Below are 23,356 nucleotides of genomic sequence, written 5' to 3'. Positions count from 1 at the left end.
TACTATCCAAAGTTGCATCATGCCAATGAACTAATGACACCAATGATACTAATGAAACAATAAACTTCTTTAAACCAAATTCTTCAAATAGTCAAACGTAGTTTCAAAAAATGTAGAAATATTTAGGCCATTGCTATAACTAAAAATCATAAAAATGATGAATAGAATAACGGCAATGTAAATGAATTTTTTGAAGGCAAAAGCAAGAATTACGATAATTAACGGAACAATAATCAAGAAAATTCTGCTGATGGTGAAAGGATTTAAATTTCCTTCTTTTTTGTAAACATATAATAATTTGCTGTGTGTGCCTTTATCATTCTGGTGTTTAATGTAAACAAAAGTAGATTTATCAATCGCCAATGGCAAAATGGCAACACCATCATTAAAGGTTAATTGTTGTGTAAACCCACTTACGCTAAATGTATAAGTTCCATTAATTTGCTCCAACGGATTTTCTAGTGAATCGGCTGCAATGATGGCGAGTTTACTGTTTTTTAATAAGCTTTCCTTCACTAAAAAGTTATTGATGTCGGCATTTTGCGCAAAACAATTACCGCAAACAAACATTAAAAACAATACAATTATATTTCTCATTCTATAGACCTTTTATTATAAATTAGATATCCTAAATGTAGTAAAACTCCGTGCCTTTTGTTATTATCATCATATAAATTATAACTAAAACTTACTGGGCCAACTGGTGTATGATAAACTAAGCCTGCTGTGCCTGCATAACGCCATTTGCTAAAGGCCTCAGCATATTTTACACCTTGCAATCCATCTTGCTGAAACTCTTTGTAAGGTAGCATTAAATAGCCTTCTAGTCTAAAGTCAAAATTCTTTTTAATGTGGAATACGTTCTTCAATCCGCCAGCTAAATAACTTGTTGCCCTAAAGTTTGATAAAAATAGAGATTTGCTATCCTGCAAAGGGTAAAATGCTGGGGCAGCCAAAATTGATGAATAGTAGTTGAAAAATAAAGGCTGATTTGAAATTACGCCCTCTACTTGATAGCCTAAACTGTATTTTTTAGTATGAAGGAAATAATGTTCATCGCTTAATTTAATGCTTCCCCACTCTCTAAAAGTACGTTGAACGCCAACTTGTTTTGTAAAGGAGGGTAATGTTCTAAAAATATTACCTTGTGTGTAATTTTCTTTTCCTGTGGTATAATTCACACTTAGTAAAAAGCTATGTCCTCTATCGGCATATTGCTTTCGATTTAAGGAATTTTTATCGAATGTCAAACCAGCTTTCAAACCATTAAAAACTGTTCTGTCTAATATGTCTCCAACAGCAAATGAATTGGTTGGGCTATACCTATCGTTATTATTGATAAAAGCAGTGCTTAAAGTTAGTCTGGCATTTTTGTTCAGCGGCATTCCAAATTTCAAATCAATTTTTCTGTCTGCTTGTTCGATATAGGTTGGGTGAGGATTTTCGATAAAAATCTGACTTGTATTATAGAAATTCCAGTGGTTATAAGTCAATTCTGCTGCGAGGTACAATGGTAATCCAGATGGATAATCTAAACGACCACTAACTTGAGCAGATTCATAAAATCTTCCAGAATAAAAATTAGCACCAACCGTATAAGCCTTACGATTAAGGTAATTGTACTGCAGACCTAGGTAAACGTTACTTATTGGCCTTGATGAAATATTTCCGCCGAAATCTATCTTAAAACTCTTTTTCGGCTGTGCTACAATTTCGAAATTATAGCTATCTGTTGCTGGGTGATAGGAAATTTTTGGATAAACGGTTTCGAAAGTTTCATCGGCCACTAACTTGTAATATCCCCGTTTAATATCTGCTAAATTGAATGTCGCATTATCACTTTTAAAAAGGCGCTCTATATATTTTTTTTGTTGAGAATTTACGCCAGACACCGTTACATTGCTAAAAACTAAATCTGGTTTACGTTGGTTAAAAACTAAACGCTTTGCCGTTAATTCTTCATTTTTAACTCTTCTTGATATGGCTTTTTTTATATTAACCATATCTGCCATCGTTGCATCATAACCACGTTTAATGAGCTCTGCAACAGGTGCAAAGTTAGTGGTGGTATAATCGATTAAATCTGGCTGAATGTAAACACCATTTTCGCCAACCAAAGTAGAATCAGATTTGGATAGAAACATATAAACCAAAAACCGGTTCATTAACCTGTCATCATTTTTTGGATAAGTATTAAATGTTTTAGATGAAACATTTGCACCAATAATAAAGTCTGGTTTAAACTCAGTTTTCATCACATCAGCAGGGAAATTATTGTACAAACCACCATCAAAAACATATTTTCCATCTAATTTAATTGGTCTGTAAACCAAAGGAACTGTCATGGTTGCTCTAACTGCTTCTGCTAAACTCCCTTTGCCAACGGTAAGGCTTTTTTGAGATAAAACATCAGATGCCATACAACGAAAAGGAACAAATAAATTATCAAAGTTATCTTTTGAAATGGCTGATGCTTGTGAAAACAGTTCTAAAAGTGCAAAATTAAGTGGAATATCATTTACAATATTCGACCGAAAATTTAACCTTAAACTTGTATCGATTGATAGTTTCGCAGTAAGAATAGAAGCATTTGCACTGGTTTTTTGGAAATAGTAACTATAATCACTTTTGTATTTTCCAGCCACCCAATCCTGAAAATCAGTTCCTAAAGCTATCTTTTCTATTTGGGTGGGGGAGTAACCTGCTGCGTACATAGCGCCAACAATACCGCCCATTGATGTTCCCGTAATGTAGTCTATCGGAATATTATTTTCTTCGAGTGCTTTTAGCGTACCGATATGAGCCAAACCTTTGGCACCTCCGCCACTTAAAACTAAGCCAACCTTTTGTGCTTTAACTTGTAGCACCAAAAGCATAAGGAATAAAACGAATAGCTTTTTAGGATACATCACCCTATAAAAATATCGTTTTCTTTTGAAACTAGTTTAAAATAAAAATAGAATAAGTTAAATAAGACGCAAAACTGACCCAAAGAATATAAGGTATAAATAGCAAGCCAGCGATTTTGTTAATGCGATAAAAAATAAATGCATTTACAATTATGGTTAACAATAAAATGCCAATTTCTATTAATGCAAAACCAATTTGTTGCTGGTAAAAGAACAAGTAAGACCACATTAAATTGAGCAACAATTGCAAGAAATAAACACCAATTGCCCAAGAATATCCAGAGACAATTTTTCTTTTTTGCCAAACTAAATAAGAAGAAATACCCATTAAAATGTATAATGTTGTCCAAACAGGTCCAAATATCCAATTTGGCGGGTTAAATGATGGCTTATTTAATGTAGTATACCATGTTCTAACAGATTCGAAAGTGAAAAAACCACCAACTGCTCCAATAGCAAGTGGAATTAAAAGGCATATTATAAAAGGTAAAAACTGGAATTTGTTACTGCGACTATTCATTTAGCTGTTAATCTATGTTAATGGTAACAAATATTTAATGACCTTGTTTTTGAATTTAAAAGATTCATTAAAAAATGTAATTAACCATTGATTAGAATTATGTCATTATGGATAAAACAATTTTCATTTTATGGGGTTTTTGATATGCCATGAATAAAATTCCTTATCTTTCGTAAATATGTAATTAATTATATAGAATTTGAAAAATCCATCGTTTACGAAAAAAAATACACCATCCAACTACTTCTCAAATAAATAAAAATGAAATACAAACGCCTTTTAGAAGATGTGAAAGAATTTGTAATGGATTATTTCCATACTCATCACAATGAAAATCTGGTTTACCACAACTTAGAGCATACACAAGACGTAGTTAAGGCAACTATGCAAATTGCTAATCACTATCAGTTAAACGATAAAGATTTTTTTATTGTGATGACTGGAGCTTGGTTCCATGATACAGGATATTTTGAAGACACACAGAATCATGAGCAAATTGGTGCAGATTTAGCTGTAGATTTTCTAAAGAAAAACGATGTTCCTGCAGATGTGAGGGATGCTGTTATGCAGGTAATCCTATCAACAAAAATGCCTCAAAAGCCTACTAATCAGCTAGAAAATATTTTGTGCGACGGAGATTTGTTCCACTTGGGTACAGAGGATTTCAGCAAGAAAAGAAAACTGATGCATAAGGAAGTTGAGTTGCTTTACAATAAAGATATCAGCAAAAATGAATGGCGTAAAAAAGACATAGAGTTTTTAGAAAGTCAACAATACCATACAGATTATTGCGTATTGCTGCTTAGCGACCAAAAAGCAGTAAACATTGAAAAATTAAGAAACAAGTTAAAGGAAGAACCTGAAATCGACTTAAAAAAGGATGATAAACCTATTATACAGGAAAAACTTTTAACCAAAAAAGATAAGAAAAGACCTGATAAGGGAATTGAAACCATGTTTCGCATTACTTCGTCAAACAATCAAAGATTAAGTGATATGGCAGATAATAAAGCGCAATTGCTAATTACTGTAAACTCAATTATTCTTTCATTAATTGTGAGTTTGGTTTTAAGAAGGTTAGAAGATAATGCCTTTTTAATTGTGCCTACTTTCATTTTATTAATGGTGAGTTTATCAACCATTATTTTCTCTATTCTGGCTACAAGACCTTCAATTCCAGATGGTTTGTTTACCGATAATGATTTAGAACGTAAAAAAGTAAACCTGTTATTTTTCGGTAATTTCTACAAAATGGCTTTGAACGATTACTCGAAAGGAATGGTTAAAGTGATGAACGACAATGAATTTTTGTACGGCACTTTAATCACCGATGTTTATTCTCAAGGTGTAGTTTTAGGTAGAAAATACAAGCTCATTAGAATAGCTTATAACATTTTTATGTTTGGCTTAATTGCTGCGGTTTTAGCTTACGTGTTTTCTTATATTGGTTACGGTAAATTAAGTTAGAATGCCCACAACTGTAAAAAATGAATTTTTTGACAGAGATTTAAGTTGGCTTTCTTTTAATGAACGGGTACTTGAAGAAGCAAGCAGAGCTGATGTTCCTTTGTTAGAACGCATTAATTTTCTTTCAATTTATTCTTCCAATTTGGATGAATTTTACCGTGTGCGGATGCCTGTTTTATTGGCGTTGGAAAAATTAAGTAAAAAGGAAAAAAATAATGTCTCAATTGCTGATAATTTACTGGAGAATGCCAATCGAGCCATCCGTAATCAGCAGCAGGAATATGGCAAAACGCTAAGGGAAACTATTATTCCGCAACTGCGAGATAACAAAATTAGCTTTATTTATGGGGTAGATATTCCCGAAGAACTGTGCAAAGAAGTTAGAAGATATTTCTTGAGTCAGGTTTTGGCGTTTTTACAACCTGTTAATTTGGCTGATGCGAAATCGTCCTTTTTTCCTAATAACAATGAATTATACTTTCTAATAAATCTAATTGAGGATGGCCTTACAAAAACCATCATCTTAAATATTCCGAGTAACAATTTACAAAGATTTTATAAAATTGAAAAAGGCGATGAAACCTTTATTGTCTTTTTAGATGATATCATTAGAAATAATTTTGATGTGCTTTTTAACGATGGTGAAATTACTGGATGTTTTAGTTTTAAAATTACCCGTACCGCAGAAATAGATTTAAAAGACGAATATGCAGGTAATTTAGCAGAGCAGATAGAGAAGCAACTGCAAAAACGCGATTTTGGTTTGGCAACTCGATTTTTGCATCAACCAGGAGTGCCAGAAGTTACAATGGAGTTTATTAAGGACAAACTAAATCTTCAAAAAGCAAACACAGTTGAAGGAGGAAGATACCACAATCTAAAAGATTTGTCCTCTTTTCCAGTTAAGGATAAAAACCTTTCCAATCAATCGTGGTCTAAAATTAATTATCCAGAAGTTGTAAAAGAGAAATCATTATATGAGGAAATTTTACAAAAGGATATGCTCATTAATCCTCCATATCAATCTTATGATAGTGTTTTAAGGTTTTTTAATGAGGCGGCTACAGACAAACAAGTAGAAGAGATTTACGTGACTTTATACCGTGTCGCTAGCGATTCTAAAATTGTAAATGCTTTAATCAGCGCTGCTAAAAATGGCAAAAAAGTAGCTGTTTTGGTAGAGTTAAAAGCCCGATTTGATGAGGCAAACAACATCAAATGGGCTAAAAAAATGAAAGAGGCTGGTGTAGATATTATTTACAGCGTTACCGCATTAAAAGTCCACGCAAAAATTGCATTGATTAAAAGGGCAGTTGATAATCGTAAAGTTTACACTGGTTTATTTGCCACGGGAAATTTTAACGAAACCACAGCTAATTTTTACACAGACCATATTTTAATGACTGCTCATCAGGGTATGTTAAGAGAAATGGAGTTACTGTTTATGTTTTTAGCTAAACGCGTTAAACCTACCGACCCAGATTTAATAAAGTTTAAATATTTATTGGTTGCACAATTTAACTTACAGCAAAGCTTTTTGAGATTAATAGATAGAGAAATTCTAAATGCTAGTGTAGGGAATGACGCTGCTATACTCATCAAACTTAATAATTTAGAAGAAAAGGTTTTAATCTCTAAACTCTACCAAGCATCGCAAGCTGGGGTTAAGATAGAACTAATCATTCGCGGGATTTGTAGGCTTATTCCTGGTGTAAAAGGAATGAGTGAGAACATTAAAGTTGTAAGAATTGTAGATAGGTATTTAGAACATGGACGAGTTTTTGTGTTTCATAATCAAGGAGATGAAGAGATTTACTTGGGCAGCGCAGATTGGATGAACAGAAACATTTATAGAAGAATTGAAGTGTGTTTCCCAATTTTTGATGAAAAAATAAAAGAAGAAATAAAATCTATTTTGAAACTTCAGTTGTTAGATAATATTAAGGCAGTAGAAATAAATGACAAAATGATTAACATTCCTGTCGTAACAAAACATAAACCAACGCAATCTCAATATCGTATTTATGAATTACTAAAAGAGAAATACAATGCTTAATCAACCTAAAATCAAGAAATTACATTATTTACTTTTATCAGCGTCGCTAATTAGTTTTGCTATTTTATCTTGTTCTCAAACAAAATCAAAAGGTCCTGAGAGCCCAACAGGATACGATTTATCAAAACCAGAAAAATATGGAATGCCAGATATTTTACAAGAAATATCAGGAATTGCATTTAATAAAGGGGATAACAAAATTGTTTATGCTGAAATGGATGAAGACGGAGCTTTATTTAGTCTTCCATTAGGTACAAAAGATGAAACGAAAACAAAATTTGGAAAAAAGGGCGATTATGAAGACGTAGCGATTGCAAAAGGTTGGGTTGTAATGTTGAAAAGCAATGGCGATTTATACTCTTTTCCGCTAAGCGAAACAAAAAATGCAGAGGTTACAAAAGTTACGGAAACAACAGGACTTTTTCCTAAAGGAGATTATGAAGGTTTGTTTGCAGATGAGACCACTGGCAATGTTTACGTGTTATGTAAAACTTGTAAGCAAGATAAAGACACCAAAGTTACAAGTGGTTATATTTTAACTTTGCAAAGCGACGGTACATTAAAATCTACAGGTAATTTTAGCATAGATGTTAGTCAAGTTGACCAGTTATCTGGCAAAAAGAAAGGCACTTTCCATCCATCAGCATTAGCGGTAAACCCTATTACAAAAGAATGGTATATCGTTTCTTCGGTTAATAAGGCATTAGTTGTTGCCGATTCTAAATGGAAAATTAAAGCTGTTTATCACCTAAGTTCTAACGAGTTTAATCAGCCAGAAGGCATTGCTTTTGACAGCGCTGGTAATCTTTATATTTCTAACGAAGGAAGTGAAACCACAGTTGGAAATATTTTAAGGTTCGATTATAAAAAACCTTAAATTTAAAATAAAATTGTTCTTAACTCTCAAAATATCAATATGTTAAAAAAGCTACTTCTAATTATATGTTTATTTCAGGGCTTAACTGCAATTGCACAAAACGATGTTAGATACAGGGTCATCCTAATTGGTGATGCTGGAGAAATGAATACAGGCCAAGGTGCATCTTTAAAAAATGCGGCGAAACATGTAATTAAGGGCAAAACTACTACACTTTATTTGGGAGATAATATTTACCCAGTAGGGATGGCAATTCCTGGGTATGGTGATTTCGCCGAAACCAGTAAAATACTTCAATCTCAATTTCAACCCATGCGTGAGGCTGGGTCAGCTGTTTATTTTTTACCAGGAAACCATGATTGGGATAAATCTGGACCAAATGGGTTAGCAAAAATTCAGGCACAGAGTGATTATTTGGCATCTTTTAACGACCCACTTTTGAGATTAATTCCTGCAAATGGTTGTCCAGACCCTGTTGCGATAAAGCTAACCGATAAATTAACCATTATTGCTTACGATAGTGAATGGTGGTTATTCCCATACAATAAAAGTAATCCAGCAGCAGATTGCGATTGCAACACAAAGGAAGAGGTGATTACCCGTATGGAAGATTTAATGGAGCAAAATAGAGATAAGATTATCATTTTGGCTTCACATCATCCCTTCCAAAGTTATGGTGCACATGGTGGATATTTTACTTGGAGAAACCATTTATTGCCATTAACCCTTTTAAATAAAAGCTTAGTAATTCCCTTGCCAGTTATTGGCTCTGTTTATCCGCTGCTGCGTTCTACTTTATTAAGCCCTGAAGATATAAATCATCCTACATACAAGGATATGATGAAGCAAATTAATAGTGTTTTCGGGAAGAAACCCAACGTAATTTATGCAGCTGGCCATGAACATGGCTTGCAATTAATAAAAGGAGAACAACTGCAAATTGTTAGTGGTGCAGGTTCTAAAATGACACCTAATAAAAAGGGAAAAAATTCTTTGTTTCAAGAGATGAATCAAGGCTATGTTATTGCAGATCAATTGATTAACAATAATATGCGTTATGAATATTATGTTTATGCGGATACAGGCGTAAAAAAAGTTTTTAGCTATACACAACCTTACAAGGAGATCATGGCTAAGCAGCAAAGCGAATACAAAGTAATTAAAGGCGATAGCATTACCATAAAAGTTCATCCATCTTATGATAGTGTTGGGAAAGTTCATCGTTTTCTTTTTGGCGAAAATTACCGTAAAGATTATGCGATGGACACAAAGTTTCCCGTCTTAAGAATATCCGAAGTTAAAGGCGGTTTAACACCAACACAATTAGGCGGGGGTAATCAATCTAAGTCGTTGCGTTTAAAAGATAAAAATGGAAAAGAATGGGTGTTAAGAAGCGTAGAGAAGTATCCTGAAGTTTTATTACCACAAGGGTTAAGAGAAACCTTTGCAAAAGACATCATTAAAGATAACATGTCCGCACAACACCCTTTCGGGGCTTTGGTAGTACCAACACTAGCTAAAGCGGTTAATGTCCCGCATAGTACTCCAATTATTGGTTGGGTTTCCCCAGATGCTAATTTGGGAGATTATTCTTCAATGTTTGCCAATACTTTATGCTTGCTAGAGGAAAGAGAGCCAATTGGCGATTCGGACAACACGGCCAAAATGTTTAAAAAGCTCGATGAAGATAATGACAACACCTACGATGCAGAGCTGATGCTTCGAGCTAGGGCTTTAGACGTAATGGTTGGCGATTGGGATAGACACGAAGACCAATGGAGATTTTATCCTGAAAAAACCGAAAAAGGCAAAAAATATTTAGCCGTTCCTAGAGACCGTGACCAAGTTTTTTATAGTTCTGATGGCTTTATTCAGCGTTATGCACAAGGCTCATCACTATTACCAATGATGCAAGGCTACGAGCGTGAGATTAAAAAAATTGATTGGTTTTTATGGGAGGGCAGAGCAATGAACAGTCGTTTAATGTCTCAATTTACCGAAGCCGAATGGGATAAAGTGATTAAGGATTTCTGCGCAAAACTAACGGATGATGTTTTAGAAAAAGCACTAAAACATTTGCCAGAACCTAATTACAAATTACGTCACGACCAGTTTTTAGCTAGGTTGAAAGAAAGAAGAGCATCAATGCCAAAGTTGATGAATGATTATTATCATTTCTTTAACAGAATAGTTGATATACAAACCAGTGATAAAAATGAGCGTGTTTTAATTACAGACTCTGCTGGTCAGCATTTAAAAGTTCAAATCAATAAAATATCTAAAGATGGAGATATTAAAGATGAAATCTTTAGCAGAACTTTCGACCCTGAAGTAACCAAAGAGATTCGTTTATACACTAAAGATGGAAACGATAGTTTGCTGTTAGATAATAAAACATCAAACATTAAATTAAGGATTATCGCTGGTGCTGGTAAAAAATATTATAATATTCCAAATGCATCGAGGTCGGTTCAATTGTTCGGTAGAAAAAACGGTAATTCAACCTTTGCAGGAGAAGATGAAAATATGCTCCGTAAAAAATTAGCGGTTGATACTTCCAATGTATCCTATTTAGGGAAAGATATGTATAGTCGTTCTTCTTTAAATGCCGCGGTTGGATTTAACAATGATGATGGTTTATTGCTAGGCTTAAATTATAAGATGGTAAATCCTGGTTTTAGAAAACAGCCTTATGGTAATACACAACATTTTTCTTTCTTATATTCATTTGCAACTGGAGCATTTAAGTTTAATTATGCTGGAGATTGGTTAAAAGCAGTTGGCAAGGCAGATTTTGTTTTAAAAGCAATAGCTAATGCCCCAGATAATACCCAAAATTTCTTCGGTGTAGGTAACGAAACAAAGTATGATAAGGATGCGAACAGCATTAGATTTTATAGAGCAAGATTTAACATTTATCAACTTGAACCAGGACTAAGATGGCGCAGACCTAAATCTACTTTTAGTATCGGAACACTGTTTCAATATTACAAATTTGATGCAGATGATAACGTTGGACGTTTTATTACAAATAATTTACAACTCCATTCTTTCGATAGTTTGAAGGTTGAAAAGGACAAACTTTATGGTGGCCTTGTTGTCAATTTCGTTAATAACACACGAGATAACGACATTTTGCCAACTTTGGGAAGTTATGTTGATTTTAAATGGGCTGCTTATAAAAGCCTAAATAAGTACGCAAATTCTTACGGACAGTTCACGGCAAGCATTGCACTATATAAAAATCTCGATGGAAGAGCTAAATTTGTATTAGCAGATAGATTTGGTGGTGGTATAACTGTTGGTAAGCCAGCATTTTATCAGAACTTATTTTTGGGCGGACAAGGGAATTTATTAGGCTATCGTCAATTTAGATTTGCTGGGCAGCACAGCTTTTACAACAACGTAGAGTTAAGGGCAAAACTTGGAGATTTTGTGAGTTATGTTTTGCCAGGCCAAGTTGGTTTAATGGGTTTTTATGATGTTGGTAGGGTTTGGAATAGTAATGAAAAATCAGATTTATGGCATCACGGAGTAGGGGGAGGTTTATACTTTTCACCAGCTTCATTAGCAATTTTCCGTTTTGTAATGGGACATTCTAAAGAAGGGTGGTATCCTTATGCTTCTATGAGTTTTAGGTATTAAAAGAAAGAGATGAACACGAGCGTAATCCAAATTAATAAAAATAACGAGCAAACAAGTTGCCACGTAGAAGCTACGCTGTCTTTTAGGCCGTTAATCTCTTATTTAAAGAGAAGGCTTAAAACAGAGAAGACTTTAAAGGCAGAATTTTATCGTTTTTTATTAGAAAAGATAGAAAAGGAAGATTCGCTCCGTAATGAAATCCACGCAGAAGATTTAGAAAACTATAAAGATACGCTTGAATTAATTTTTACCATTTTAACGCCTTTAATGGCTAATGAGAAAGATTTATATTGGGCGTTAAGTACACCAGTTCCAGATAAAATTTTCTTTAGTACCGATGCTTTTCACGATATTCTTTCTTTACATGCAGAGCAGAAAAAGAACGATGGAGAGGTGGCGTCAAAAGAAAAACAACAATTACAGTTTATTTATAGAATGATTTTGAATAGGTTCTATAACTATACGACTATCCTAAAAAACGAAATTTTATACGCTTACACAAATCCAGAAACTCATTTAACACAGTTTTACAATATAAACGCTGATACACAATTTATCGATATAACTTATGATGGTGATTTACCTGAACTAAATTTCGAGTTAGTAGCGGCTCAAATTCAAGAGGGCACAGAATTAGACCTTTTACAAGAAGTTATTCCATTGAGCAAATTTAAGTTTGATGGTTTTACAGTTATAACTCTTTCAGACGTAACCTTGCAACATGCAATTGATGGTATTCGCAATGCGTTGGTTAATCACACTTATGAAAATGAGGCTTATGAACACGTTATACAAGCCTTAAAAACCTTAGCAGGAGATGGTCACATCGAATTTGGTTTACTTCCATTTTTAATGGTTAACAATAAGTTTGTATTTGATAACGAACAAAACTCTCAAAGTATATTGCTGGATTCTGGTAAGAAATATAATTTATTAGAAGAGTCTTTCTTTGCCTTAGTTGATGAATATAAGGATAATCCGAGACCAGTTTTATTTAATAATTTAACTGATGCTAAAATTCAGAAATTCCCATTTCTAGAGGTTTTGCGAAAAAACGGAATACAATCTTATTCATTTTTGCCAATTTATTATAACAATCAGTTGGCTGGTGTAATGGAAATTTATTCGAGAGAAAGCTTAGAGGTTGATGAAAAATTAGTGTCAAGACTTCATTCTGCGTTGCCACTATTAGGACAATTATTACAATATAGGATAGAAGAATTTAATTTCAAGATGGATGAAGTTTTGAAAGATAAATTCACTGCTTTACAACCTTCCGTACAATGGAAATTTAATCAAGTAGTTTGGGATTTTCTTAAAAAGAGTAAAGGGAAAAAGAAAACTGCAGAAATTGAAACGGTAACATTCAAAGGACTTTATCCACTTTTTGGTGCAATTGATATTCGCAATTCTACAATCGAACGTAATTATGCTTTAAAGGAAGATTTGAAAGTTCAATTGGCACTTTTAAATAAAACGTTAACAGAATTAAGAGTAATAGTTCCACTCGATTTAATTGATAAGATTTTATTTAACTGTAAGGATTGGTTAAGTAGAATTAAGGATGCAATTAGCTCAAGCGAAGAAGCCTTGTTAAACGAATTTTTAGAGTTGGAAGTTTATCCAATGCTGAAACATATCGTAAAAGGTCATCCACAGGCAAAAGATACTGTACAGACTTATTTTTCTAATATCAATTCAGATAGTGGTATTGCATTTGAAAACAGGCGGACTTTAGAAACGTCGATGCAGTTCATTAATACTGCGGTTAGCGAATATCTTGAAGACGCACAACAAACTTTGCAAGCTTCATACCCTTGTTATTTTGCCAAGTTTAGAACAGATGGAGTTGAATATGATATTTATATTGGTCAAGACATCGCACCAGATGTGCCATTTGATTTATTGTATTTAAAAAATATTCGCCTTTGGCAATTAACCGCAATGGTAGAGGTTGCTCGTTTAACCAACAGCTTGGTTAGCCAAATGCCAAGAGCTTTACTTACAACACAGTTGATATTTATCCACAGCAATCCGATTGATATCAGTTTTAGAAACGATGAAAGAAGATTTGATGTGGAAGGTGCTTACAACATTCGCTACGAAGTGGTTAAAAAAAGGATTGATAAGGTTTTAGTGAAGGGAACTGAAGAACGCTTAACACAGCCTGGCAAAATTGCCTTGGTCTATTTTAACAATTACGAAGCAAATGAATATTTAGAATACATCAAATATTTACAAGAGCAAGGGTTTTTACAAGACGACTTGGAAATGCTAGACCTAGAAGAGTTACAAGGTGTAAGCGGATTAAAGGCTTTACGTGTAGGTGTAAATTACATGTCATGCGATTTCTTTGACGAGCAATGGACAAAGATTAAAAAGACGATTAAGAGAAATCCTTTTAGGAAAGCAGATAAAATGCTTTAATTAAGTTTTACTGTGGTTGAGGATAGCATAAATTAAATCGGGGCTATCTAATCGACACGTCATACCCAACTCGATTGGGTATCTTAATGCGATAGAAAAACTAACTAAATTTATGTATGGTTCTTTAGGATTCCGTTTGTACGGGAATGACGTAACGAAACCTATCTACCTATTATTAGGATACTCATTAATCCAATGAAACCCAGTTTTAACCAGATTAAACTGAGTGTGGTCGAACTGTTTAAATTGAATATTTATCGAATCTTTTCCCATTAAACCTTTTACAGTCAGTTGGTCTTTTCCTTGTTTTAAATAACTCCACGTAAATTTATCCTCTGGGTCTTCGTTTGATGTGAAGTGTAATTTTTTTAGGCTTGTGTCTACCTTTAACTTTACCCAAAAGATACTATCATTCATTTTTGTAATTCTGGCATAACCTGGATAACCGATAATCATTCTTTTCCAACGAGTTGAATCTGTTGTCAATGGTGCAAGTAATTGACCTTTTAGGTTAAAAGTTTTTACATCATAAATTCCATATAATGGAGCTTTAGGTGCTGCGTCTCCGTATTCTTTGGCCATATTAAGGTTACTATATAAAGTAGAGTATAGCGCAAATAAAATAGCAATAGACTTTAGTGAAAGCTGAACAATTTTTTTCCACTTTGTGTGATAAGGATATTCAATTGCAGATGGAGTGGTAATTTTATTAAGGAAGAAGAAATTGATTAATCTATCCTTGTCATACCAAGCTATCCAAGTAGCCATAATTAACAGATTGAGCGAAAATATTTTTACAGGAATATCATAGGCAAAATTCATCGCAACGACATTTGCCATCACAGTCATTGCAACCAATGAACCAAAAAGTGTGGTGCGTTTGTAGAATAAAAGAATGCCAGCCAAAACTTCTGCTCCGCCTGTAAATAAGTTATAACCTGATGAATAACCAACAAAAGTCCAAGCTAAGCCCATAGGTGTAGAATCTCCATAAGGCTCAGTTAATCTAATCAAATCGGGAAAAGGGAATTGTAATTTGATAACCTTAACAAATCCGTAAACGAAAAGCATATAGGCTAAAAAGTAGCGTATCACTATTCTCGACCAATATTGAAATTGATGATATGATGGTCGTTTTCTATCTAAAATTGTCCATATAGTTGTGATGAGTAGTGCAAAAATTATCCATAAAAGTTGGAGCACATAATTATAAGTGGTGTCGCCGCTGCCATTTGGTCTAACAGTAATGGGATAACTTAAGTGCAAAACGTGCTCTCCAAACCAAGGCACCATCCAATGCCAAAATTCAGTATATGGAGTCATCAAGACATATACAAAATGAGGAAACAATTCATCGCTACTGGTAAAATCTACCATCAAAAAGGCAAAGTAGATAGATAACAGTGTAAAAAACCTTTTGCTAATTGACCAAGGTTTTAAGTTTTCAGAGCGTGTTTCCATTTTTAAATGTAAAAAATATCATTCAAAAAAGACTGTTAATGTTTGTTAAAAGCACTTTCACATTTATCTGACAAATAAATGATACGCATTTTAAAAACTGTTTATACATTTGCTTAACAGTGTTAGATTATTTTATGGCACTTAAATAAAAATGGGAAGTAAAGAAAGAATACTGCGTCAGAAAGAAGAAACTCGTAAGAGTATTTTGGATGCTGCTTTACAAATTGTAAAACAAGAGGGCTGGGCTGCGTTAAGTATGCGTAAAATTGCTGATGTAATTGAATATACAGCACCGATTATTTACGAATACTTCTCAAACAAAGAAGGTATTTTATTTGAGCTAACAAGGCAAGGATACATGCACCTAGGTGTTAAAGTAAAGGCTGCCAGAGATAGTAAAGAAGATTCCGAAGAACAATTAGAAGCAATGTGGCTTGCCTATTGGGATTTTGCATTTGAAGAAAAAGAATTTTACCAATTAATGTACGGAGTACAAGTTAATTGTTGTGAACTTTACACTAAAATGCCTGAAGCTGAATATACAACAGATTTATTTTATGATGCAATTGAAAAATTACTGACTAAACAACCTGTTTCTGAAGATACGTCTTGCCTAAAATATTATACTTTTTGGTCGTTAATTCACGGCTTGGTATCTATCAATTTAGTTCAAAAAGGAGCTAATGATGAAATTAATCAGCAAATTTTAAGAAGTGCTATTAAGGCAATTATTAAAACCATTAACGACTAAAACTTTTTTTTGCCCAATTATCTAACAGTGTTAGATTAATTATAAACGTTAAAATAAACAAATTAAAATCTCAATAATTATGAATCATATCTCTAAACTTGCCCCAATATCTAACAATGTTAAATTATTTAACGAATGGATAATTTTGTTATTTGTTACAACGCTTTTGTTTTTAGCTAGTTGTACCAGTAATCCAGACCAGATGGCTGCAGCCCCTGCTCCAGCATTGCCGGTTATCACTATTAGCCAGAGTTCACAGGAAACATTTGTAGATTATCCAGCTTCAATACAAGGTGCTACGGATTTAGAAATCCGTCCACAGATTGCTGGTACGATAGACAGAGTTCTTGTTAACGAAGGACAACTGGTAAACAAAGGCCAATTGTTATTTCAAATTTCTGAATTGCCCTTTAGAGCTCAATTAAATACCGCAAAAGCGGCATTGCAAGCTGCAAAGGCTGCCGTTTTAAATGCACAACTTGAAATTGATAAATTGACGCCACTAGTTCAAGCAAAAGTAGTTTCTGCTTATCAGTTGCAAACTGCAAAAACAGCACACGAAATAGCCTTGGCAAACGTAGAACAAGCAAAATCTAATGTTAACAGTGCACAAATTAATTTAAACTACACTCAAATTAAGGCGCCAATAAGTGGTTACATCGGTAGGTTGCCTAAAAAGCAAGGTAGTTTAGTTGGTCCAACAGATGTTGAATCTTTAACCCAACTTTCTGATGTGCATGAAGTACACGTTTACTTTTCTTTAGCGGAAACAGACTTCATCAATTTTAATGCAAAATACCAGGGTAATTCTGTTGCAGATAGAATTAAACATTTGCCTCCAGTTTCTTTGGTATTGGCTGACCAAACAATTTATCCTTCAACAGGAAAAATTGATATGATTGATGGTCAGTTTGATAAAACTACTGGTGCCATCACCTTAAGAGCCAGTTTTGCAAATGCACAAGGTTTATTAAGGTCGGGAAATACAGGTAAAGTAAGATTAGGCATTGAGCACAACGATATCTTGTTAGTGCCTCAATCTGCTACTGTTGAAATACAGGATAAGGTATTTGTGTTTGCTGTAGGTAAAGACAACAAAATAAGTAAACAACCAATTAAAGTGCTGGGTACAAGTGGTACCAATTATTTGGTAGAAGATGGTTTAAAATCAGGAGACCAAATTGTATCTAAAGGTTTCGAAAGCTTAAAAGAAGGAGATTTAATCCAACCTGAAAAAGCAAAAACAGTAACGGCTTATAACGCCTCAAATAAATAATAAGATGTTCAAAATATTTCTAAACAGACCGGTTTTAGCAACGGTTATTTCTATCCTTTTAGTAATTCTGGGTGTACTGGGATTATCTAAATTACCACTTCAACAATTTCCAGATATTGCGCCACCTGCGGTTCAGGTTATGGCTTTTTACCCTGGTGCAAATGCAGAAACTGTATTGCGTTCGGTTGCTCCATCATTAGAGGAGGCAATTAACGGAGTAGAGAACATGAGTTACATGAGCTCTACAGCAAGTAACGATGGCTCATTGGTAATTACAGTTTATTTCAAATTAGGTACAAACCCCGACCAAGCTGCGGTAAATGTTCAAAACAGGGTTTCGCAAGCTACTAGCCAATTGCCTACAGAAGTTGTGCAAGCTGGTATAACAACTGCAAAACAGCAGAATAGTCTAATTATGGTTGTAGACCTTTTTACAGATGATGAGAAAAACTACGACCAAACTTTCTTAGCCAATTACGCTCAAATTAATATCATTCCAGACATTAAACGTATTCCAGGAGTAGGTTCTGCTACTATTTTTGGTGGTAATAAAGATTATTCGATGAGGGTTTGGTTAAACCCCTCTAAAATGGCAACTTACGGATTAACGCCAAAAGAAGTAATGGCTGTTATTCAAGATAAAAACTTAGAAGCTGCGCCAGGTAAATTCGGCGAAAGCAGTAAAGAATCTTTTGAGTATGTAATTACCTACAAAGGAAAATTAAACAAGCCAGAACAATATGGCGAAATGGTTATCAAAGCTAACCCAGATGGTTCTATTTTAAGGTTAAAAGACTTAGCGAGAATAGAATTTGGTGCTTATTCTTATACCAATTTCACAAGGGTAAATGGTAAACCAGGTATCAATATTGGTGTTGTACAGTTAGCAGGTTCTAACTCTAATCAAATTCAAATTGCTATCGCAAAGCTGATGGAAAAATCAGCTAAAAACTTCCCAAAAGGAGTTAAACATTTAATTTTATACAATACTAAAAATGCTTTAGACCAATCTATAGACCAAGTAATTCACACCTTGATTGAAGCGTTTATTCTGGTTTTCATCGTTGTGTTTATCTTCTTGCAAGATTTCCGTTCTACGTTAATTCCTGCTATTGCAGTACCAGTAGCCATTTTAGGAACGTTTTTCTTCATGTGGATTTTCGGCTTCTCTATTAATCTATTGACTTTATTTGCCTTAGTATTAGCAATTGGTATTGTCGTCGATGATGCGATTGTGGTCGTCGAGGCGGTACACGCAAAAATGGAACATCGCCATTTGGCACCAAAAGTTGCAACTGCTGCTGCGATGAGTGAAATTACTGGAGCAATTATTTCCATTACTTTAGTTATGTCTGCTGTGTTTTTACCAGTAGGATTTATGGAAGGCTCAACAGGTCTGTTTTATAGACAGTTTGCCTTTACATTGGCAATTGCGATTGTAATTTCTGCTGTAAATGCATTGACATTAAGCCCTGCTTTGGCAGCGTTGTTTTTGAAAGAAAATCATCACGCAGGTGCGGAAAAGAAAACTTTTAAAGAAAAATTCTTTGCAGGTTTTAACTCTGGGTTTGAGAAAATCACTAATCAATATACCAATACGTTAAGATTTTTAGTTCGTTTTCGTTGGTTAACATTGGTTGGCTTGGCTGCGGTAATTATTGCCACAGGGGTGATGATTAAGAGAACGCCATCTGGATTTATTCCTTCAGAAGACCAAGGATTTTTGGCAATTTCCTTATCAATGCCAGCAGGCGCTTCTTTAGACCGCACAACGGATGTAATTAAACAAGCTGAAAGCTTGTTAGGGACAATGGAATCTAAACAAACCTTGATGGGTTTATCAGGTTTCAATATGCTTACACAATCATCTAGTCCATCATCAGGTGTGTTATTTGTGCTTTTAAAGTTGACAGATGAAAGAGGTAAGATAAAAGACATTGATGGAATCATGAATGAAGTTAGAGGTAAATTGTCAGCCATTAAAGGCGCAAATTTCTTCGTGTTCACTTTCCCAACCGTTCCAGGTTTTAGCAATATCGATGGTTTAGATATGGTATTGCAAGACAAAACAGGTGGCTCATTAGACAAGTTTAGTGCTGTATCTAACAACTTTATAGCAGAGCTGATGAAACGTCCAGAGATTGCCTTTGCCTTTACCTCTTTTAAGTCTGATTATCCACAATTGGAAATGAAATTAGATGAAGTTAAAGCGGCCCAATTGGGTGTAAGTGTTAAGGATATCTTACAAACCATGCAAGCCTATTTTGGTAGTGCACAAGCATCAGATTTTAACCGTTTTGGTAAATATTACAGAGTTGTTGTGCAAGCTGATAAAACAGACAGAGCTAATTCTGCGGCAATGGATGGTGTGTTTGTGAAAAACAAAACTGGCGAAATGGTTCCAATTAATACTTTGGTTAAATTAGAAAGAGTTTACGGACCAGAAACAGCATCACGTTATAATCTATTTAATTCTATTGGTTTAAATGCAATGACAAAACCAGGTTTTAGTTCTGGAGATGCCATTAGAGCAGTAGAAGAAGTTGCGGCTAAACAATTGCCAGGTGGTTATGGCTATGAGTTTTCTGGAATGACTAAAGAAGAACTTTCTTCTGGCGGACAATCGGCTATCATTTTTATCCTTTGTTTATTGTTTGTTTATTTCTTGTTGTCAGCTCAGTATGAGAGTTACATTTTGCCTTGGGCTGTAATTTTATCCATCCCTACAGGAATATTTGGTGTGTTTGCGGCAATTGGCCTAACTGGAATTTCTAACAATATTTATGTTCAAGTGGCTTTGGTAATGCTCATCGGTTTGCTGGCTAAAAACGCCATCCTAATTGTAGAGTTTGCTATTCAGCGAAGAAGAGCAGGTAAATCTTTATTGTCAGCATCGTTAGAAGCAGCAAAATTAAGGCTACGTCCGATTATCATGACTTCGTTAGCATTTATTGTGGGTATGATTCCGATGATGAGAGCAGTTGGTCCATCAGCTTTGGGAAATCACTCCATTAGTATTGCAGCAGCAGGTGGGATGGTTTTTGGCGTTGTTTTAGGTGTGTTTGTTATTCCTGTATTGTTTATCATCTTCCAATTTTTACAAGAGAAAGTTACTGGTGCACCAATAGCAGTTGCGCATGCAGAAGATTATGGAAACTAATCAGCACACACAAACACAACAGCAGGAACAAACTATCTCTAGTGAGTTCTTGCCTTTAATTTCCTTGTGGTTAAGGAAATGGTACAATTAAAATTTAATGAAATGAACACAATTAAAAATATATCTTTTGCCCTATTACTCTTCATATTAAGTAGTTGTGGCATTGCTAGAGAAGTTTTAGCTCCAAAAGAAGAGATCCCAGGAAATTTTAGGGATATATTAAGCACAGATACAAGCAGCATTGGTGCTTTGCCGATTAAGGATTTTTTCAGCACACCTGCAATTCGTAATTTAATTGATAGCGCTTTGCTAAGAAACTTCGATTTACAAATTGCCTTAAAAAATATCGACGCAGCAGAGCTGATTTTGAAAAGAGCAAAACTCGGTAATATCCCTCAATTGAACTTGCAAATTAATGCAAGTTCAAATCGTCCTTCAGACAATAGCTTAAACGGATTAAGTACTTCGCAATTTTTAAACACGAGTCACATTGAAGACTATAATGCAAATTTAGCTTTGACTTGGGAAGCAGACATTTGGGGTAAAATCAAGAAGCAAAAAGAAGCAGCCTACGCTGGGTATTTACAATCAGCCGAAGTTAAAAAGGCAGTGCAAACTAGGATTGTTGCAGAAGTAGCTTCAGGTTTTTACAGATTATTGATGTTAGATGCACAATTAGCCGTGGCTAAAAGAAATGTAGAGTTAAATAACAATACATTAAAAATGATAAAAATGCAGTTTGATGCTGGTCAAGTTACTTCTTTGGCAATTCAACAGGCAGAAGGTCAACAATTAAGAGCTTCTCAGTTGATTCCTCAAATTACTCAAGAAATAAGTATTCAAGAAAATGCATTAAGTGCTTTAACTGGAAGATTTCCTTCGGCTATTGAACGAGCAATAACTTTAGAGCAATTAACCGTTCCAGAGCAATTAGCAACTGGTGTTCCGGCAACAATGTTAAGCATCAGACCAGACGTAAAAAATGTAGAGTTGGGATTAAAAATTGCAAATGCTAAAGTTGGTATTGCAAATGCAAGATTATATCCAAGCTTAGTCATTTCTGCTAGTGGCGGATTAAATTCTTTCCAAGCAAGCAATTGGTTCAATATTCCAGCCTCCTTATTCGGCGTTGTTGGTGGAGGAATTACCCAGCCAATTTTTCAACGTAAAGAGTTAAAAACGCAATTCGAATTGGCAAAAGTAGAAAGAGACCAATCGGTTTTATTATTCAGACAAGCTGTAATCGGAGCTGTGGTTGAGGTTTCTAACGAACAAGCTAAAATTGTTAACCTAAGATCAGAATATTCGATTGCGCAGAACAGGGTAAAAACCTTGCAGTTAGCAGTTAAAAACTCTGATTTACTTTTTAAAAGTGGAATGGCTAACTATTTAGAAGTTATAACTGCTCAAGGAAATTTATTGCAAGGAGAATTAGATTTAACTACTTTAAAAACAGCGCAATTAAATGCAAGTGTTTCTTTATATAGAGCGCTTGGTGGTGGTTGGCAGTAATTTAAAATAAAAGAAAGCCACTTTTTTAAGTGGCTTTCTTTTATTGAGAGATAGTAATTACAAATTTAGCGCCTTTTCCTTCTTCAGAGGTGATTTCCATTTTGCCTTTTAAGCTATCAACTAAATGTTTTACCATAGCTAAACCAAAGCCGTAACCGCTCTCGCCACCTGTACCTTGCGAAGTGGTCTGGCTACCGTTGAGAATATTTGATATAGCACCTTCATCTAAACCTTCTCCAGTATCTGACACTGTTATTTTTAAGGTTTTGTTGTTCATCTCTAAGGCTAAATCTAAATCTACAATAACGCTTCCACCTTGTGGTGTAAATTTAATGGCATTTGAAATAAGATTACCTACAATTTGCAGTAATTTGTTTTTTGAAATTGGTATGGTTGCCAGTTTTGGGTCGTTATTTATATTTAAGGCTATGCCTTTATTTTGTGCCTGAGGTAGGTATAATTTTTCTAATTTTTCTTTAAAAACAGTTAAGTTAAATCCATCACCTTGTGGCTCGCCCAACCTCTTCTTTTCTTCAGTTAAAATTTCATCTGCAAGATCAAGAATTGATCTACTACTTTTATGAATTAGTGTTACAAAATCCATCACCTCATCAAGCTGATTCTCATTGCCTCGTTCGCTAATAATTTCTGAAATGCCAATTATACCAGACAAGGGCCCTCTAATATCATGTGCAACTCTTTTGTGAGTTTCTTTTGCATCGTTTAGCTTGCTTTTTAACTCTTGTAAAAGCTTTATGGTATTTAATCGATTTACAATCTCATTTGCGATTAACTTTAAAAGCTCAACCTTTTCTGGTGTAAGTTTTTTAAAACTAGTGTCTAATACACATAAGGCACCAATATTAAAGCCAGTACTTGTTTTTAAAGGTATGCCAAAATAATAACGTAGGCTAAGAGGTTTGTCTACATAGAATTTATTTGTAAAACGAGCATCGGCTGAAAGATCCTCAACTTCAAAATGATCATCTCCCATTATGGTATATTGGCAAACTGATTCTTCTCTCGGCATTTGGTCAATTTCTAAGCCATGATGAGCTATTGACCATTGAGTGAATGAGTCAATAAGATTAATTAAAGATATCTCTGTGCCAGCAACTCTAGCCGCTAAATGTATAATGTCTTTAAAGTTATTCTCTAAACCAGAGTAGTCAAGATCATAATCGGAAAGCGTAATTATTCTTTCCATCTCATTTAATGGAATTGGGGTGTTTGAACTTGACATATTTTATTATAAATGCTGATTAATAGACTAATACCAAAGCTATTATTTTCAT

14 protein-coding genes are annotated in these 23,356 nt (G+C 34.4%); 9 read left to right on the top strand and 5 right to left on the bottom strand.

What is annotated here, in order from left to right; all coding sequences use genetic code 11:
* Positions 1–69 precede the first annotated feature (69 nt).
* The 3 genes from R2Q59_RS09880 to R2Q59_RS09870 all read right to left on the bottom strand — a co-directional run bounded on the left by R2Q59_RS09880 (position 70) and on the right by R2Q59_RS09870 (position 3,429).
* Positions 70–597 carry a hypothetical protein gene (locus tag R2Q59_RS09880; RefSeq protein WP_316785380.1) on the bottom strand — a complete coding sequence of 176 codons (528 nt, stop codon included), beginning with the start codon at positions 595–597 and terminating at the stop codon, positions 70–72.
* Positions 594–2,876 (bottom strand): patatin-like phospholipase family protein, encoded by a 2,283-nt coding sequence (locus tag R2Q59_RS09875; RefSeq protein ID WP_316785379.1) that lies wholly within the window; start codon positions 2,874–2,876, stop codon positions 594–596. Before R2Q59_RS09875 ends, R2Q59_RS09880 begins: the two co-directional genes overlap by 4 nt.
* 64 nt (positions 2,877–2,940) lie before the next feature.
* Complete coding sequence (locus R2Q59_RS09870) at positions 2,941–3,429, bottom strand: TspO/MBR family protein (protein WP_316785378.1); 489 nt, start codon at positions 3,427–3,429, stop codon at positions 2,941–2,943.
* Between the two features lie 261 nt (positions 3,430–3,690).
* On the opposite strand from R2Q59_RS09870, the gene R2Q59_RS09865 reads away from it, so the two are divergent.
* Genes R2Q59_RS09865 through R2Q59_RS09845 form a run of 5 tightly spaced genes read left to right on the top strand, consistent with a single transcriptional unit; the run spans position 3,691 to position 13,901 of the window.
* The gene (locus tag R2Q59_RS09865; protein WP_316768353.1) at positions 3,691–4,896 is read left to right on the top strand and encodes a Pycsar system effector family protein; all 1,206 of its coding nucleotides are present in this window, start codon (positions 3,691–3,693) and stop codon (positions 4,894–4,896) included.
* 1 nt (position 4,897) lies between these two features.
* Entirely contained in the window at positions 4,898–6,952 is a 2,055-nt protein-coding gene (gene ppk1, locus R2Q59_RS09860; protein ID WP_316785377.1) for a polyphosphate kinase 1, read from the top strand.
* Positions 6,945–7,829 (top strand): SdiA-regulated domain-containing protein, encoded by an 885-nt coding sequence (locus R2Q59_RS09855; RefSeq protein ID WP_316785376.1) that lies wholly within the window; start codon positions 6,945–6,947, stop codon positions 7,827–7,829. Before ppk1 ends, R2Q59_RS09855 begins: the two co-directional genes overlap by 8 nt.
* A 39-nt stretch (positions 7,830–7,868) precedes the next feature.
* Complete coding sequence (locus R2Q59_RS09850; protein WP_316785375.1) at positions 7,869–11,474, top strand: BamA/TamA family outer membrane protein; 3,606 nt, start codon at positions 7,869–7,871, stop codon at positions 11,472–11,474.
* Positions 11,475–11,483: 9 nt separating this feature from the next.
* Positions 11,484–13,901: a GAF domain-containing protein gene (locus R2Q59_RS09845; protein WP_316785374.1), complete on the top strand. Its 2,418-nt coding sequence runs from the start codon at positions 11,484–11,486 to the stop codon at positions 13,899–13,901.
* A gap of 165 nt (positions 13,902–14,066) precedes the next feature.
* On the opposite strand, the gene R2Q59_RS09840 is transcribed toward R2Q59_RS09845, so the two are convergent.
* Positions 14,067–15,362, bottom strand: coding sequence for a hypothetical protein (locus R2Q59_RS09840; protein WP_316785373.1), 1,296 nt, complete (start codon positions 15,360–15,362; stop codon positions 14,067–14,069).
* 151 nt (positions 15,363–15,513) lie between these two features.
* Between R2Q59_RS09840 and R2Q59_RS09835 the strand changes: the two genes are divergently transcribed.
* From R2Q59_RS09835 to R2Q59_RS09820, 4 genes are all read left to right on the top strand, one after another.
* Positions 15,514–16,113: a TetR/AcrR family transcriptional regulator gene (locus R2Q59_RS09835; protein WP_316768342.1), complete on the top strand. Its 600-nt coding sequence runs from the start codon at positions 15,514–15,516 to the stop codon at positions 16,111–16,113.
* Positions 16,114–16,192: 79 nt separating this feature from the next.
* Positions 16,193–17,389, top strand: coding sequence for an efflux RND transporter periplasmic adaptor subunit (locus R2Q59_RS09830; RefSeq protein WP_316785372.1), 1,197 nt, complete (start codon positions 16,193–16,195; stop codon positions 17,387–17,389).
* Between the two features lie 4 nt (positions 17,390–17,393).
* Entirely contained in the window at positions 17,394–20,549 is a 3,156-nt protein-coding gene (locus R2Q59_RS09825) for an efflux RND transporter permease subunit (protein ID WP_316785371.1), read from the top strand.
* Between the two features lie 102 nt (positions 20,550–20,651).
* Positions 20,652–22,061: an efflux transporter outer membrane subunit gene (locus R2Q59_RS09820; protein ID WP_316785370.1), complete on the top strand. Its 1,410-nt coding sequence runs from the start codon at positions 20,652–20,654 to the stop codon at positions 22,059–22,061.
* A 40-nt stretch (positions 22,062–22,101) separates the two neighbouring features.
* Here the strand turns inward: R2Q59_RS09820 and R2Q59_RS09815 are convergent, their stop codons facing one another.
* Positions 22,102–23,268, bottom strand: a complete 1,167-nt coding sequence (locus R2Q59_RS09815) for a GAF domain-containing sensor histidine kinase (protein WP_316785369.1) — start codon at positions 23,266–23,268, stop codon at positions 22,102–22,104.
* Positions 23,269–23,356: the final 88 nt, after the last annotated feature.

It is taken from the genome of Pedobacter frigiditerrae, from assembly GCF_032678705.1.
Classification (GTDB): Bacteria; Bacteroidota; Bacteroidia; order Sphingobacteriales; family Sphingobacteriaceae; genus Pedobacter; species Pedobacter frigiditerrae_A.
The sequence above is the reverse complement of the archived record's forward strand: the minus strand, read 5'-3'. Positions and strand labels throughout refer to the sequence as shown.

Excerpts from the sequence above, each read along its gene's own strand:
- R2Q59_RS09880 (WP_316785380.1), bottom strand. The coding sequence starts at position 597 with ATGAGAAATATAATTGTATTGTTTTTAATGTTTGTTTGCGGTAATTGT.
- R2Q59_RS09875 (WP_316785379.1), bottom strand. The coding sequence starts at position 2,876 with ATGCTTTTGGTGCTACAAGTTAAAGCACAAAAGGTTGGCTTAGTTTTA.
- R2Q59_RS09870 (WP_316785378.1), bottom strand. The coding sequence starts at position 3,429 with ATGAATAGTCGCAGTAACAAATTCCAGTTTTTACCTTTTATAATATGC.
- R2Q59_RS09865 (WP_316768353.1), top strand. The coding sequence starts at position 3,691 with ATGAAATACAAACGCCTTTTAGAAGATGTGAAAGAATTTGTAATGGAT.
- ppk1 (WP_316785377.1), top strand. The coding sequence starts at position 4,898 with ATGCCCACAACTGTAAAAAATGAATTTTTTGACAGAGATTTAAGTTGG.
- R2Q59_RS09855 (WP_316785376.1), top strand. The coding sequence starts at position 6,945 with ATGCTTAATCAACCTAAAATCAAGAAATTACATTATTTACTTTTATCA.
- R2Q59_RS09850 (WP_316785375.1), top strand. The coding sequence starts at position 7,869 with ATGTTAAAAAAGCTACTTCTAATTATATGTTTATTTCAGGGCTTAACT.
- R2Q59_RS09845 (WP_316785374.1), top strand. The coding sequence starts at position 11,484 with ATGAACACGAGCGTAATCCAAATTAATAAAAATAACGAGCAAACAAGT.
- R2Q59_RS09840 (WP_316785373.1), bottom strand. The coding sequence starts at position 15,362 with ATGGAAACACGCTCTGAAAACTTAAAACCTTGGTCAATTAGCAAAAGG.
- R2Q59_RS09835 (WP_316768342.1), top strand. The coding sequence starts at position 15,514 with ATGGGAAGTAAAGAAAGAATACTGCGTCAGAAAGAAGAAACTCGTAAG.
- R2Q59_RS09830 (WP_316785372.1), top strand. The coding sequence starts at position 16,193 with ATGAATCATATCTCTAAACTTGCCCCAATATCTAACAATGTTAAATTA.
- R2Q59_RS09825 (WP_316785371.1), top strand. The coding sequence starts at position 17,394 with ATGTTCAAAATATTTCTAAACAGACCGGTTTTAGCAACGGTTATTTCT.
- R2Q59_RS09820 (WP_316785370.1), top strand. The coding sequence starts at position 20,652 with ATGAACACAATTAAAAATATATCTTTTGCCCTATTACTCTTCATATTA.
- R2Q59_RS09815 (WP_316785369.1), bottom strand. The coding sequence starts at position 23,268 with ATGGAAAGAATAATTACGCTTTCCGATTATGATCTTGACTACTCTGGT.